This is a genomic window from Rahnella sp. JUb53, from assembly GCF_004346065.1.
In the GTDB taxonomy this organism is placed as follows: Bacteria; Pseudomonadota; Gammaproteobacteria; order Enterobacterales; family Enterobacteriaceae; genus Rahnella; species Rahnella variigena.
Genome location: NZ_SLYT01000017.1, coordinates 1 through 13,808, shown reverse-complemented (window position 1 = coordinate 13,808; position 13,808 = coordinate 1). Strand labels below are relative to the sequence as shown.

The window sequence follows — 13,808 nt, the reverse complement described above, 5'->3', positions numbered from 1 at the left end:
TGACCTAGAGATCTTCTTTTGTAAGCAGTTCAGGCATGTTGCCAGTACGTTTAGCTATTTGTATGAGGGTGCCTTTACCTACCCGCCCATCAACAGCCAGATTTTCCCGTTGCTGGAATAATTTAATTTTACCGGTCAAATCGTTGTCCCATCGCCCGGTTTTACTGAATGGCAGGTTCAGGATTTTACTGAGGGTCATATCCAGCCAGGCAGTATCCGTTTCTGGGCTGGTATTGTTGATGACGCTCTTCCCGCTCGGTGTCTGTGGCAATAGCTGGGTATACTCCCCCGCCCACACGCTATCAAACCAGTTGCGCTGGACCGTCCACGTATCGCCTTTAATGAGAATATCCAGTGTCTCATCTGTCACTTTCACTACGGTCACATAGACAGTCTGCCCATCGACGCTAATCGGGCTCAGCCAGGGCATGCCTTCCTCTATTAAGGTATCGAGTATTGCTGTACCTTTTTTGCAGGTCAGTTGCGCCCGAGCAGCTTGATCGCAAAACGCATCATCAGCAGATACATCATATCCCCATACCTGGAAGAGCTGACGCATACCGTGACGCTCATTACTGCCAACTTCACTGATTGTGTTCGCTCCCGCAGGGATTTCATGCAGCTTTTGCGAAAGGGTTACGGGCAGGGGGAGATAAGGTTTTGCATAGTTGAAATAGGTCCAACCCAAAATACCACCAAAAAGCATGTACGAGGCGATGAGCAGCGTGAGGCATTTTTTTCTGCCCGGCATCAGCCCGCGGGCTTCTATACAAACCTTCATCTGCCGGTAGGTGACTGACGGTGTTTTTTCTGCATAAGCGCTGTTAAGTGAGTCCGCGGCCAATTCATTGATCAATTGGAACCGTCCCCCCGAAGCGTTATGCAGCAGTTTGGCCACCGGTCCGTGGATTAATGCGGGTTCCGCTCCAGCTGATTGCAGTCGTTGTGACAAATATTCTGAGGTTTCGGTGAAGCTCATTGGAAGCAGATGGTAATCAGTATGTGGAAAAGGCTTCCTGCATCCTTTACCCTCGACAGAAATCCCTTTCCGTTCTTCAACTAACAGAAACGAAATGCGGGAGGATTGCGGATAGCTTTTAAATGTTCTTAAAAACTCATAGCTTTCTGCACAGAGGTTTTCAGCATTGTCTACAACGATCAACCACGGCTGAGCGGTATTTTCCGTTTGGCCAAAAAATTCTGCAATTCGCAGAGGAAGTATAGAAGTTGGCAAAGTCCGCCATTTTTTCAAGTGAAAACAACAGGCTAACAATTGACCGAGGCTTTCTTTATCGGCATCGTTCACTGCGACTGCACTTAAGTTCAGGACTTTGCGCTGACTCTCTCTGGCTATTTCATGTGCCAGGCGCGTTTTACCCACACCTTTATTCCCACCGATAATCGCGATGCCGCCTTGATTTAACGTCTGACGAATAAAGTCCTGAGCAGCTAACAAACGTATATTATTGAAATAATTACCGTCCAGAAACGGGTGGGTAATAAGTTTAAAGTAATCACAGTACATGCCAATTTCCATAACATTTTACACATTCAATGAATGGTGTATAAATACAAGAACCCGGAAGAGGAGTCAGTCTGAAAAATCAAGACACACAACCTCATTCATATTGAACATGTATTAATGTGCATCAATGTTTTTCTGCGTATAATATAGCCTAATAAGTAACCCACTGGAATAATGAAAGTGCAAAGGAATGATCCAACACATGTATGCCATCAAGAATAAAAGGTATTGGCCAAAGATATCATTGAAGATGGCAATGTTTATCGTAATTATATTCATATGCTCAATGCTTTGTTGCTCAAGCATATTCATTTTTGTGATGAGTGAAAGAACGAGCGGTGGGTCGTTGCAGCAGCCTTCTCGCACGTTCCAACCCGCAGCCAATACGCCAAATACGCTCTTCGAGAATCGTAGAAAACCTGCGCTTAAACAGGCAGTACAGTCTTCTGCCGTGAATCTTAAGCTGCCGTTAGTCCTCAAGGGGGTTCTGGCAAGCAGCGATAGCAACCACTCGCTGGCCATCCTGCATGGTCCTTCCGGTCAGCACAGCTATCGCGAGGGCGAGAAAATTGCTGATATGGAAAATGTCTACCTGCAGTCAGTCAAACCTGATGAAGTGTTAATACGTACACCGCGGGGAACGGTTACTTTATTCCTTAATGATAAATTAAGAGATACTAAACCTCCTGAACCGTTAAAAGTGAAGGCAAAAAGAGAACATGTAAAATACTTAATGCATTATTTAGTTGCCAACCCCATATATAAAGATGAGAAACTTACAGGTTATAGGTTTAATCCCAGAACAGGCAGTACTATTTATCTTAGAACGGGACTTATTCCTGACGAGGTTGTCATGAAAATAAATGGACAAGCTCTCGACGACATTACCACCGCAGAAAAACACATTGAGCAACTGGAAAGTCTGAGAGATGTGCAACTTACCGTTCTGAGAGAGAATCAGCTTCAGAATATCTATATAAATTTAGCTACTATCGAAACATCGTTGGATACAGAAAGTTATGAAGAAGTTCATTAACCCCCTCTTAGTAAAGGCATGCATATTATTTGCCACTCTTCCTGGAATTGTCCACGCGGAAGAATTTACTGCGAGCTTTAAGGGCACGGATATTAAAGAGTTTATTGACACCGTCAGTAAGAATCTCAACAAAACTATCCTTATCGATCCCTCCGTGCAGGGAACTGTTTCTGTAAAAAGCTATGATGTTCTGAATGAAGAGCAATACTACCAATTCTTTCTAAGTGTGTTGGATGTCTATGGTTATGCAGTGGTTCCGATGGATAACGGGCTGCTGAAGGTCGTGCGTTCAGCGAATGCCAAGATGTCAGGCGTACCTGTCGCGGACAAAAACCGTCCCGGCAAAGGAGATGAAATTGTCACCCGTGTCGTGACGCTTCGTAATGTGCCGGTCAGGGAATTGGCGCCTTTGCTTCGCCAGATGAATGACAGTACTGGAGTCGGTAATGTCGTTCACTACGAACCTTCCAATGTCTTACTTCTGACCGGCAGGGCTTCTGTGATCAACCGGCTTGTTGATCTGGTCGAACGCGTTGACACAATGGGTGACCAGCAAAGGCAAACCATCAAACTCAAATACGCCTCTGCGCCAGAAATGGCAGAGATGATGAATAACCTGATCCGCGAAGAATCCAAGGGACAATCATCTTCCATATTACAAGCCAAAATCGTCGCAGATGAGAGAACCAATACCTTAATCGTCAGCGGGCCAGAAGGCGTACGCAGCCGCGCAGCAAAACTGGTCAGCCAGCTTGATAAAGACCAGTCATCCCAGGGCAACACCCGTGTTTTCTATCTGAAATATGCCAAAGCAGAAAAAATTGTTCCCGTGCTGACCGGTATCACGCAGGAGATGAAAGATGGCAAGTCGAGTCAATCAGGGAGTGGCTCTAACAAGCCGATGAGTATCACCGCTGATGAACAGACTAACTCCATCGTCATTACTGCACAGCAGGATGTAATGCAATCACTTGAGCAGGTCATTACCAAGCTCGATATCCGCCGTGCACAAGTGTTAGTCGAAGCCATTATTGTTGAGGTTCAGGATGGTAACGGACTCAACCTGGGTATCCAGTGGAGCAACGACAAATTTGGCGGAACACAATTTACCGGTACCGGAGCACCGATATCGACCGTTGCGGCTGGCGTACGGCAGTACAAAAAAGACGGTGTAATCAGCAGCGATAACCCGCTCAGTGGCACACTGCAAACTTTCAACGGCATGACAGCTGGTTTCTTTAGCGGTGACTGGAATGTCTTAATGACCGCCTTATCCACCAGTAATAAAAACGACATTCTTGCCACGCCGAGCATCGTCACACTCGATAATAAAGAAGCCTCATTCAACGTCGGTCAGGAAGTCCCTTCCCTCTCCGGTTCGCAAACCACATCCGGCGACAACATTTATAGCAGTGTGGTTTACAAAACCGTCGGCACGAAATTAAAGGTCACACCACAAATCAACGAAGGTGACTCGGTGCTGATGGAAATCGAACAGGAAGTGTCCAGCGTGGATACCTCTACCAACTCTTCGCTGGGCCCAACCTTCAATACCCGCACTATTTCCAACGCCGTGCTGGTTCGAACCGGGGAAACCGTTGTGCTTGGTGGTTTGCTGGATGACAGTACCAAAGAAACCAAATCGAAAGTCCCTCTGCTGGGTGACATTCCGTGGGTAGGCAATTTGTTCCGCTATACCAGTACAGAATCAGCTAAACGCAATCTTATGGTATTTATCCGGCCGACAATTATTCGTGATGATGAGGTGTATTCCTCAATTTCTAACAAGAAATATTCACATTTCCAAAAGCTACAGAAAATACGTCAGGATGAAGATCATCAGGATCTGCTCACACCAAATACCCGTTCTGTTTTGCCGGATTACCCGGAAAGCACTGCACCTAAAACGTCCATTTCGGCTACACCAAATGACGGCAAACCTCGCAACCCGTTTAGCGGATAAGCCATGAACAGGGATATCGAATCGCCACAGGCTCCGCAAGCAGAACAGGTCAACCCTGCTCTGCCTTATAGCTATGCCAAAGAAAAAGGCATTACCCGGGTTGATAGCGTGCTTTTTTGCCGTCATGACATTTCAGTAGAAACGCTGCTTGAAGCGCGGCGGGTCATGGGTGAAATCACGGCGATTGAAATCGTGGACGCACAACTTTTCGATGAAAAGTTATCTGCAACTTACCAGCGCAGTAGCGGAGCCTCTCAGCAAATTATTGATGATATTGATAACGAGGTCGATCTTCTGTCTTTATCTGAAGAACTGCCTGACAACGAAGACTTGCTGGCCAGTGACGAAAACTCGCCGATTATCCGCCTGATTAATGCGGTGCTGTCCGAAGCAGTAAAAGAAGGCGCTTCAGATATTCATATCGAAACCTTCGAACGCATGCTGAGTATTCGGTTCCGTATCGATGGAGTCCTGCGCCAGATCCTGCAACCGGCACGCAAGCTGGCGCCGTTCCTCGTATCCCGTATCAAGGTCATGGCAAAACTGGATATCGCTGAAAAACGTTTACCTCAGGACGGGCGCATTTCGCTGCGTATCGGCCACCGGGCGATTGATATCCGCGTTTCAACCATTCCTGCTCAGTATGGCGAACGTGTTGTGATGCGCCTGCTGGATAAAAACAATTTATGCCTCGATATCCCTAAGCTTGGCCTGTCCCAACAGGATGAGCAACGGCTCACAGCATTAATCCACAAACCCCACGGGATCATTCTGGTCACCGGCCCGACCGGTTCCGGTAAAAGCACAACCCTGTACGCAGTGCTCTCTGCGCTGAACAATAACGAGCGGAACATTCTTACCGTAGAAGACCCGATTGAGTATGAGCTGGAAGGCGTGGGTCAGACGCAGGTGAATCCGCGTGTAGACATGACATTTGCTCTCGGGCTAAGGGCAATTTTACGCCAGGATCCGGATGTCGTTATGGTCGGTGAGGTCCGCGACAGTGAAACCGCTCAAATTGCAGTGCAGGCTTCACTGACCGGCCACCTGGTGATGTCAACTCTGCACACCAACAGCGCAGTCGGTGCCATCACTCGTTTACGTGACATGGGGCTTGAACCTTTCCTCCTCGCGTCGTCACTGTTAGGCGTGGTGGCTCAGCGCCTTGTGCGGCGCCTGTGCCCGCATTGTGCTCAACCCGCGCCATTGGATATCTCCCATATTCCTTTGTTCCGCTTTTTACCTGAGCCACCGGCCGCCGTTTTTAAAGCCGTCGGATGCGCACAATGTCATTTCACAGGTTATAAAGGCCGGGCAGCGATCCACGAATGCATGGTGGTCGATAATGCTATCCGTCAGGCCATTCATGAAAATCAGGATGAGTTTTCCATTGAGAACATTCATCGCATAAAGGCCCGGAGCCTGCGGGAAAATGGTTTGCTCAAGGCTATCAGTGGCGAAACCACTCTTGAAGAAGTGATCAGGGTCACCGCGGAACAAGAGATTACGACAGGGAACGCTGTCTGATGAGCCGCTTCTCCTTTCATTCCATCGATTCGACGGGCAAGACGCAACGTGGCGTAATTGAAGCCGAAACTCTCCGCCAGGCTCGCCAGATTATGCGGGAGCGAGGGTTAACGCTTGTTGAAATAAAGCAAGTCGGCAACTCGCTGACTGCCAGCAAGATGAAAAACAAAGGATTAAAAACCCGCGTCCCATCCCATGCTGTCTCATTATTTTCACGTCAGCTTGCGACATTAACCAATGCAGCCCTGCCCGTAGAAGCCGCTTTGGCCGTGATCGCCCGACAAACAGAGCACGCTGGACTCACGCAAGTACTTACAGCCATTCGTCATAAAGTAGTGGAAGGACACTCCCTTGCCGATGCTCTGGCTGATTACCCGCGCATCTTTGACCCGATGTTTAGAACGCTGGTCACCGCCGGTGAACGAACCGGACAGCTCGGTACCGTACTGGAAAAAATGGCGGATTATTATGAAATCCGGCAACAGATCAAAAGCAAACTGTCTCAGGCTATGATCTACCCGACCATGCTCACGATCGTCGCCATCCTGGTGATCATTATTCTGCTGGTTGCCGTCGTCCCACAAATCATCGAACAGTTTGTTCATATGAAACATACGCTGCCCATCACTACCCGCATCTTAATCGGCGTAAGTGGATTCCTGGAACGTACGTGGTGGCTGTTGGTCATTGGCATATTCGCAGCTGTCACTGCCTTAAAACTGCTTCTCCGCCGTCAAAACAACCTTATGCGTTTTCATACGGCGTTGCTCAGTGTTGCGGTTTTAGGCCCCCTTATCAGGGCGATAAACAGTGCGCGCTATGCCCGCACCCTCAGCATTTTGCAATCAAGTGGTGTGCCTTTACTCGATGCAATGAAAATCTCGACTGAAGGGATAACTAACCTGCGCATCCATTACCTGCTTGTCCAGGCGGCAGAACATGTCCGACAGGGCAGTTCGCTCTTTGCCGTGCTGGAACAGACGCGCCTCTTTCCGCCCATGATGCTTTACATGATTGCTTCCGGCGAACAAAGCGGACGCCTTGGCGAGCTCATGGCGCACGCGGCAGACAATCAGGACAAGCTGATGCAGCACCGGCTTTCGATGGCATTAGCACTGTTTGAACCCCTGTTAATCGTCACGATGGCGAGCATCGTCTTGTTCATCATCATGTCGATTTTACAACCCATTCTCCAGCTCAATAACCTGGTCAGCTAAAGGAATAACCCAATGTTAAATATTCAAAAACATCATTCTGCTACGCATAAAAATCAACAAGGCTTCACGCTGATGGAGCTGATGGTAGTTATCGTCATCCTTGGCGTTCTGGCTGCTCTCGTCGTCCCTAATGTCATGGGTAACAAAGAGCGGGCGGATACGCAAAAAGCCATCAGCGATATCGTCGCTCTCGAGAACGCACTCGATATGTATAAACTGGATAATCACCGCTATCCGACAACCGAACAGACGCTTGAAGCCCTTGTCACCCTGCCCACGATTAACCCGTTGCCGGCCAATTATCGCAATGACGGATATATAAAACGTTTGCCCGCCGATCCATGGGGTAATGAATACATGCTGCTCAGCCCGGGTGAACATGGCGCTATCGATGTCTTTTCTGCCGGTCCAGATGGTGAACCTAATACGGCAGATGACATCAAGAACTGGGTTGAGAAGGATAAATAACCTTGTCTGCGGCTAAACAATCCGGCTTTACGCTACTGGAAATCCTGATGGTGCTGGCAATATTTGCCATTGCCGCTGGCGTAGTTGTCATGGTTTTACCTTCCGACAACGCCCAACTCCAGCGCGCTGAGCAGATGAAGACGATAATGGAATATGCTTCTGAACGCGCCGTGTTAGAAGGGAAGCCACTTGGGCTTTCCTTAACGGCCAGCGCCTATCAGTTCGTTATTTTGGGTAACGAGTTACGGCTCATTCCTGAGAGCCGTGAGCCTGAGTGGGCAGAAATAGACTCCGAGCGCATGCCGCTTAGTGGTGAATTTGAGAAAGAAGAAACTCTTTCACTCACTCCGTTGCCGCTCAACAAATCTATCGACCGGCCACCACAGATTGTTTTTATGCCCGACGGCACGCTTTCAATATTTGAACTCAGTTTCTCTTCTTCAGCATCTGGACCAGCCTGTTGCAGCATTGTTTCAGAAGGACGATTGCCTCTGATATTCAATGTGAGAAGGTCTGAAAAATAATGCGTATGCCAGTAAAACCTGACGCTAAAAGTCAGCAAGGGATGACTCTGCTTGAAGTGATCATCGCGCTCGCTATTTTCGCCACCGCCGCGCTGGCGTTACTGAACAGTATGAGTTCGCAAATGAATGCGGTAGAGCATTTCCGCACTACCCTTTTTGCCAGTTGGGTCGCCGAAAATGCTCTGGTAGAAACGCAGATCCAATCAGGAAAGAAAGAAAGGGAAACCGTCACGCTTGCAGGTCAGCAGTGGTTTGTTGAACAACAACATGCCGTTGACGCCGGAAACAAAATTCTCCTGAACCGCGCACTTGTTCTTGAGGCTGAAGGTGCCCATACACCGCTCCTTTCCGTCAGCAACTGGACACATATAGCGACAGAGAAACCATGAGTAAAAGTCGCACAACCAAACAGCAAGGCTTTACGCTGATAGAAGTCATGATTGCGATGGCAATATTTGCGATGCTGAGCCTGCTGGCCTATCAGATACTTTCTGCATCGGTGAAAAACAGTGAAATAGCACAGGAACACACTGCACGGCTGAACGAAATTCAGACGGCATTTTCCCTGCTGGAACGCGACCTGATACAAATATTGCCAAGACAGTCCAATACAGAAGAGGCGTTCTTATCAACGACTGAGACTTCATTGCGCTTTACCACTATTGGCAGCTATGCGGCAGCAGAGCCTTTATCTGCCAGTGATTTAGCCCAGGTTGAGTGGTCAATCACCGACCACGCGTTGACTCGCAGTGTGAACCCCCAGCCTTCTCCGTCTTTATCGGATGCATCAACGCTTTCCACCTTGACCATGCTGACCGGCGTACGCACTTTGCACTGGCGTTTCTATTCCACCGGCTGGACTGACCGCTGGAGCCAGGCCAGCACTTTCCCTGCAGCCATCGAACTCATTGTCACTCTGGAAGACATGGGCGAAATACGCCGGCTCTTCCTCCTGCCAGCTGCACCCGGGAGCACAGTGGCTGAAGCTACGGGCAAAGCACCTGTGCCGGCAGATTCGGCGCCCGCACCGCAGGTTCCAATGAGTGGAGAGAGCATCATCAATGAATAAACAACAAGGCGTCGCACTGCTGATCGTATTAATGATCCTGGCCATCATGGCGGCATTAGCCACGAAAATGACGTTGCAATTTCAGGTCAGCCAGCAGCGTCAAAGCTGGTTGCTCAACCAGCAGCAATTACGCTGGCTAACCTTTGCCGCGGAGGAAATAGCATTGCCGCGCCTTCGGAAAGAGCTAACTGAAAACACGTATAACAATAACCTTGATCAGTTTGCCATGCAGGAAGGCGTTTTTAACGGGCGAGACGGTTTCTCCGTAAGCTACATTGTCGCGGATGGCCAAAACTGCTTTAACCTTAACAGCCTGCGTAATAACGAACCTGGCAAAACACAGGAAGATGAACCTTACAATACGCAGATATTGAAGCAGCTACTGCTCAATGCGCAGGCAACCTCCGTGCAAACTGAACGGTTCACTGACACTCTCAGCGATTATCTTGATACCGATAACGACATCCGCGCCGCCGGAGCCGAATCCGACTATTACGAGTCACTGACACCGCCACGTGCTGCGGCTAACCAACGTCTTTTTTCCCTAAATGAACTGGCATTACTGCCAGACCTGCCTCTTACAGCGTTGAAGCAAATACGAAATCAGCTTTGCACTCTCCCGGAAGAGTTCCAGCAAATTAATGTGAATACGCTGACCCTGGAACAGACACCCCTTCTGAGCGCCTTATTCCTCGGGGGCATTAACGAGGACGATGCAACGAAACTCATCGCTGCGCGCCCGCGCAGAGGCTGGATTTCAGTTGATGCTTTTCTGAAAGAGGTCAAAAAACAAAAGCTGACTCTGGAAGTACAAAGCGGGGAACTGAAACCGCTACTGACAGTTCGCAGCCAGTACTTCGTTCTCTATACGCAAGGCAAGTTCGAAGAACAGCAAAACACCATGAGCAGTTATGTGCAGTTCAATCCAAAGGATTCAAAAATCCAAATTTATCAGCGACGCTATCGGGTAATTGAGTAAATGGAATACCTTCAACCGGCCAACAGGCTGTTTATCAGAGCTGGCAGCACGCCAGAGCATTCACTCCACTGGTTCACGGAGCTGGCAGAAAATGATGAGGACATTCATCTGTTGCCGGAAGTTGAGCATTTATCAGAACTTGCCACACAGCCGTCAGCACAGAATGTCTGTCTGCTCATTCCTGCCAGTGAAGTTGTTTTTCGACAGGTCACATTGCCGCCGCGCGCGGGTAAAAATACCCGCCAGATGATTGCCTGGCTGACGGAGGAAAGTATCGCCAGCGATGTCGATACCTTGCACTGGGTTGAGCTTTTTCGTGAGGAGCAGACTCTGTTTGTGGCGGGTGTTGAAGCTGAATTCCTGAGAAGTTGGCTACAGATAATTAGTGATGCCAGTCTGAAGGTAAGGCATGTCTATATTGATGCATTGCTTTTACCTCTGCCTGAAAAAGGCTGGTCGGCAGCCCGTATTGATCATCAGTGGCTGCTACGGCAGTCAGACTATTCGGGATGTCTGGCAGAACAGGTTTTACTCGATACACTGCTGGACATCGCAAAGCCAGAGTCAGTGCATTATCACGGGTTTGAACAGGATATCCCTGCTGACTGGATTCGCGCTGACCAGCCCATTCATCCTCTGATCATGATGAAAAATAACTGCCCGTCTGCCGTGAATTTACTTCAGGGCGAATTCGCCGTACGCGAAGAAGAACCTGCATGGGGCCGTCATTTACAGCGGATAGCAACAGGCATGGCGATATTCACACTTGTGTTGATTATCGGAACTAAATTGTTCACCTGGTGGCAAGTTTCACAGCAAGAATCATTATTGAAAAACGAGATGCTGGCGCTTCATCAGACCTGGTTTCCGCAGGACAAGCACACCCGCAATCTGAAGTTCTATTTCGAACAAAATATGAAAAAAGCACCCACGGCCTTTCTTCCTGCACTGGCAAAACTGACGGCTTACCAGGGCAAGATCCCACAAATTGCCATCGATAAACTGGCTTTCCAGCAGGAAACGAAATTGCTCACGTTGCAGATTACGACCGATGATCGCGCGGCAATTGATGATTTTGTCGAACTGACTGCCAGTGATTTTCACTTTGCCATTTCTAATTTAGCCACGTCATCAGCGGGCATCACCGCCACTCTCATTCAGCGGAGTAAATCATGAAACAGTGGCTGATGATGAAAAGTGAAAGTGAAAGGCGACTGATACTGATTGCCGTTTTTTTGCTGGCGGTGGCTTTTGTCTGGTATGGCATTTTAACGCCGCTCAACAATCAGATTGCCCAATCACGGATCCAGGTCAATACCCAACGTCACCAGCTGGAATGGATGGTTCAGCAAACTCAGCGTCTCGGGGCACCTTCCGGACTGCGAGTTAAGACAGAAAAGCTGACGGAAGCGATTAACACCTCAGCGGCGGGTTTATCCCTGCAACTTCCTAAGACTACTCAGAATGAACGGGGAGTTACCCTAAGCTTTGAACAGGTCCCTTACGCCACCCTTCTACGCTGGCTTGAGATCCTCAATAAGGAATACGGTATTCAGGTCGTGGCCATCTCAATAGTGACAGGTACCGGACCCACCGGAAGCGTCAGTGTTCCACTACTCACTCTGCGTTAACGGGCAGATGTAACAACAAGAGAGATGTTTCGTATGGACGGAGGATGGCTGCAATTGACTTATATCACCTCATTACCCGACGGGTTTTTTCACACCTGTGTCGCCGTTTTGGGATTGCTGCTGGGCAGCTTTCTTAACGTCGTCGTTTATCGCTTGCCGCTGATGATTCACAACGAGGGTCAACTGACCGGACATGGCTTTAATCTGAGCCTTCCGGCATCACACTGCCCGGCCTGTAAACATCCGCTAAAATACTGGCAGAACATTCCGGTGCTGAGCTGGTTGTTGTTACGAGGAAAATGCCAATATTGCGCAGCCGCGATCTCGAAAAGGTATCCTCTGACAGAAGCCGGTTGTGCTGCCATGTTCCTTGGTCTCTCGTTTCTGTTTACCACGCCCCTGAGTTTACTGAGTGCCTTACTATTATTTTGGTTTCTTCTGGCGCTTAGTCTGATTGACCTGGCCACTTACCTGCTTCCCGATCGGCTTACACTGCCACTGCTCTGGGCCGGTTTACTTGTTCATTCCATTTCCGGAGAAGTGACCCTTCAGGATGCATTATACGGTGCAGCCGCAGGTTATATGGCGTTGTGGCTTTTGTACTGGGGAGTCAAAATCGTCAGTGGAAAAGAAGGAATGGGGTACGGTGATTTTAAACTGCTGGCCGCACTGGGTGCCTGGGTGGGCTGGCAGATGTTACCCTATTTATGCATTCTGGCTGCGCTGGCGGGGATTGTTTTCGCACTGGTGCGGATGGGTCTTTGTAAAATGTCAGATCAAATCCCTTTCGGCCCTTGTCTGGCAATGGCCGGTGCGCTGATTTACATCAGCCAGGAAAGCAAAATAGTCTGGCTGATGTTTAGCTAAGACACCGGAGTTTATTGGGATTCTTCTTTCAACTGAGACTGAATGTAATTCTGGATGCCGATACGCCCGATTAATTCCAGTTCGGTTTCCAGCCAGTCAATGTGATGTTCTTCATCCGCCAGAATAGTAATCATTAAATCGCGGCTGACGTAATCATGAACCGAGTCTGCGTAAGCAATGCCTTCGCGTAAGTCCTTCGCCCCTTCGAGTTCCAGCAGCAAATCAGACTTCAGCATTTCCTCAACATCTTCACCAATATTGAGTTTGCCGAGATCCTGCAAATTTGGGAGGCCTTCAAGGAACAGGATCCGCTCAATGTAAATATCGGCATGCTTCATTTCATCAATGGATTCATGATATTCGATACCGTTGAGCCGCATAAGTCCCCAGTTTTTAAACATACGGGCATGCAAAAAGTACTGATTGATAGCAACCAGTTCATTTCCAAGAAGTTTATTGAGGTGTGCAATGACTTTTTTATCGCCTTTCATAGGTAACTCCTCCGTTCCGGTATCTAAAGCGTAGATCCGGTTCAGAGTAAGTCAAAAAAAAGGCACACTTTTTAACTAAGTATTTTTAAGCGATATTTTTGTATTCAGGAATTTGCTGTAATTCATCTTCCATTATCTGTCGTGCCATGCGAACACATTTGCCACATTGCGTTCCTACCGGAACAAAATTCCTTAGCTGTTGGAACGTTTGCGGCTGGTAACGCCTGACTGCCTGTCTGATCGTTTTATCACTGACTGAATTGCACAAACACACGTACATATAAACCACACTTCGCATAAATCTTGAACTAACTGTAAATGAGAATGGTTATTATTGCAAATGTAGTTTGCTCTCTTTGCTATGCAAATTTAGGCAATAAAAAAGGGTGCCGAAGCACCCTTTTTTTGCTCTTAATTATCAGCGATTAAGCGATAACTTTAGCAACAACACCAGCACCTACAGTACGGCCGCCTTCACGGATTGCGAAACGCAGACCGTCATCCATCGCGA

Annotated in this window: 15 protein-coding genes and 1 pseudogene; 12 read left to right on the top strand and 4 right to left on the bottom strand. The window is 48.4% G+C overall.

Features of this window, described 5'->3' with window-relative positions; all coding sequences use genetic code 11:
- Nucleotides 1–4: 4 nt before the first annotated feature.
- Nucleotides 5–1,537, bottom strand: coding sequence for an ExeA family protein (locus EC840_RS24445; protein WP_240783327.1), 1,533 nt, complete (start codon nt 1,535–1,537; stop codon nt 5–7).
- 190 nt (nt 1,538–1,727) lie between these two features.
- Here EC840_RS24445 and gspC point away from each other — a divergent pair, with 190 nt between their 5' ends.
- From gspC to EC840_RS24385, 12 genes are read left to right on the top strand one after another with little or no spacing between them, the layout of a single operon-like run.
- Nucleotides 1,728–2,561, top strand: coding sequence for a type II secretion system protein GspC (gspC, locus tag EC840_RS24440; protein ID WP_129639365.1), 834 nt, complete (start codon nt 1,728–1,730; stop codon nt 2,559–2,561).
- Nucleotides 2,545–4,524: a type II secretion system secretin GspD gene (gspD, locus tag EC840_RS24435; protein WP_132967358.1), complete on the top strand. Its 1,980-nt coding sequence runs from the start codon at nt 2,545–2,547 to the stop codon at nt 4,522–4,524. Before gspC ends, gspD begins: the two co-directional genes overlap by 17 nt.
- Before the next feature lie 3 nt (nt 4,525–4,527).
- The gene (gspE, locus tag EC840_RS24430) at nt 4,528–6,051 is read left to right on the top strand and encodes a type II secretion system ATPase GspE (protein ID WP_132967356.1); all 1,524 of its coding nucleotides are present in this window, start codon (nt 4,528–4,530) and stop codon (nt 6,049–6,051) included.
- Nucleotides 6,051–7,268, top strand: coding sequence for a type II secretion system inner membrane protein GspF (gene gspF / locus EC840_RS24425; RefSeq protein WP_132967354.1), 1,218 nt, complete (start codon nt 6,051–6,053; stop codon nt 7,266–7,268). The genes gspE and gspF overlap by 1 nt, the downstream gene beginning before the upstream one ends.
- A 12-nt stretch (nt 7,269–7,280) precedes the next feature.
- Nucleotides 7,281–7,736, top strand: a complete 456-nt coding sequence (gspG, locus tag EC840_RS24420; RefSeq protein ID WP_129639369.1) for a type II secretion system major pseudopilin GspG — start codon at nt 7,281–7,283, stop codon at nt 7,734–7,736.
- A gap of 2 nt (nt 7,737–7,738) precedes the next feature.
- Nucleotides 7,739–8,260 carry a type II secretion system minor pseudopilin GspH gene (gene gspH, locus EC840_RS24415; RefSeq protein WP_129639370.1) on the top strand — a complete coding sequence of 174 codons (522 nt, stop codon included), beginning with the start codon at nt 7,739–7,741 and terminating at the stop codon, nt 8,258–8,260.
- Nucleotides 8,260–8,649 carry a type II secretion system minor pseudopilin GspI gene (gene gspI, locus EC840_RS24410; RefSeq protein ID WP_132967353.1) on the top strand — a complete coding sequence of 130 codons (390 nt, stop codon included), beginning with the start codon at nt 8,260–8,262 and terminating at the stop codon, nt 8,647–8,649. The genes gspH and gspI overlap by 1 nt, the downstream gene beginning before the upstream one ends.
- Nucleotides 8,646–9,329: a type II secretion system minor pseudopilin GspJ gene (gene gspJ, locus EC840_RS24405; RefSeq protein ID WP_132967351.1), complete on the top strand. Its 684-nt coding sequence runs from the start codon at nt 8,646–8,648 to the stop codon at nt 9,327–9,329. The genes gspI and gspJ overlap by 4 nt, the downstream gene beginning before the upstream one ends.
- The gene (gspK, locus tag EC840_RS24400; protein ID WP_129639372.1) at nt 9,322–10,308 is read left to right on the top strand and encodes a type II secretion system minor pseudopilin GspK; all 987 of its coding nucleotides are present in this window, start codon (nt 9,322–9,324) and stop codon (nt 10,306–10,308) included. The genes gspJ and gspK overlap by 8 nt, the downstream gene beginning before the upstream one ends.
- Nucleotides 10,309–11,484, top strand: a complete 1,176-nt coding sequence (gene gspL / locus EC840_RS24395) for a type II secretion system protein GspL (protein ID WP_132967349.1) — start codon at nt 10,309–10,311, stop codon at nt 11,482–11,484. It abuts the gene before it with no gap.
- Nucleotides 11,481–11,939, top strand: coding sequence for a type II secretion system protein M (locus EC840_RS24390; protein WP_132967347.1), 459 nt, complete (start codon nt 11,481–11,483; stop codon nt 11,937–11,939). Before gspL ends, EC840_RS24390 begins: the two co-directional genes overlap by 4 nt.
- Before the next feature lie 33 nt (nt 11,940–11,972).
- Nucleotides 11,973–12,806 carry an A24 family peptidase gene (locus tag EC840_RS24385; protein ID WP_132967345.1) on the top strand — a complete coding sequence of 278 codons (834 nt, stop codon included), beginning with the start codon at nt 11,973–11,975 and terminating at the stop codon, nt 12,804–12,806.
- Between the two features lie 11 nt (nt 12,807–12,817).
- Here EC840_RS24385 and bfr read toward each other — a convergent pair whose 3' ends face one another.
- The 3 genes and pseudogenes from bfr to EC840_RS24370 all read right to left on the bottom strand — a co-directional run.
- Nucleotides 12,818–13,297, bottom strand: coding sequence for a bacterioferritin (gene bfr / locus EC840_RS24380; protein ID WP_014333589.1), 480 nt, complete (start codon nt 13,295–13,297; stop codon nt 12,818–12,820).
- Nucleotides 13,298–13,382: 85 nt separating this feature from the next.
- Nucleotides 13,383–13,577, bottom strand: coding sequence for a bacterioferritin-associated ferredoxin (gene bfd / locus EC840_RS24375; RefSeq protein ID WP_112288122.1), 195 nt, complete (start codon nt 13,575–13,577; stop codon nt 13,383–13,385).
- A gap of 145 nt (nt 13,578–13,722) precedes the next feature.
- Nucleotides 13,723–13,808, bottom strand: a pseudogene (locus tag EC840_RS24370) (elongation factor Tu); the annotation flags it as partial.

Bases quoted from the DNA above. Each gene is read 5' to 3' on its own strand.
- EC840_RS24445 (WP_240783327.1), bottom strand. From the start codon at position 1,537: ATGGAAATTGGCATGTACTGTGATTACTTTAAACTTATTACCCACCCG.
- gspC (WP_129639365.1), top strand. From the start codon at position 1,728: ATGTATGCCATCAAGAATAAAAGGTATTGGCCAAAGATATCATTGAAG.
- gspD (WP_132967358.1), top strand. From the start codon at position 2,545: ATGAAGAAGTTCATTAACCCCCTCTTAGTAAAGGCATGCATATTATTT.
- gspE (WP_132967356.1), top strand. From the start codon at position 4,528: ATGAACAGGGATATCGAATCGCCACAGGCTCCGCAAGCAGAACAGGTC.
- gspF (WP_132967354.1), top strand. From the start codon at position 6,051: ATGAGCCGCTTCTCCTTTCATTCCATCGATTCGACGGGCAAGACGCAA.
- gspG (WP_129639369.1), top strand. From the start codon at position 7,281: ATGTTAAATATTCAAAAACATCATTCTGCTACGCATAAAAATCAACAA.
- gspI (WP_132967353.1), top strand. From the start codon at position 8,260: ATGCGTATGCCAGTAAAACCTGACGCTAAAAGTCAGCAAGGGATGACT.
- gspJ (WP_132967351.1), top strand. From the start codon at position 8,646: ATGAGTAAAAGTCGCACAACCAAACAGCAAGGCTTTACGCTGATAGAA.
- gspK (WP_129639372.1), top strand. From the start codon at position 9,322: ATGAATAAACAACAAGGCGTCGCACTGCTGATCGTATTAATGATCCTG.
- gspL (WP_132967349.1), top strand. From the start codon at position 10,309: ATGGAATACCTTCAACCGGCCAACAGGCTGTTTATCAGAGCTGGCAGC.
- EC840_RS24390 (WP_132967347.1), top strand. From the start codon at position 11,481: ATGAAACAGTGGCTGATGATGAAAAGTGAAAGTGAAAGGCGACTGATA.
- EC840_RS24385 (WP_132967345.1), top strand. From the start codon at position 11,973: ATGGACGGAGGATGGCTGCAATTGACTTATATCACCTCATTACCCGAC.
- bfr (WP_014333589.1), bottom strand. From the start codon at position 13,297: ATGAAAGGCGATAAAAAAGTCATTGCACACCTCAATAAACTTCTTGGA.
- bfd (WP_112288122.1), bottom strand. From the start codon at position 13,577: ATGTACGTGTGTTTGTGCAATTCAGTCAGTGATAAAACGATCAGACAG.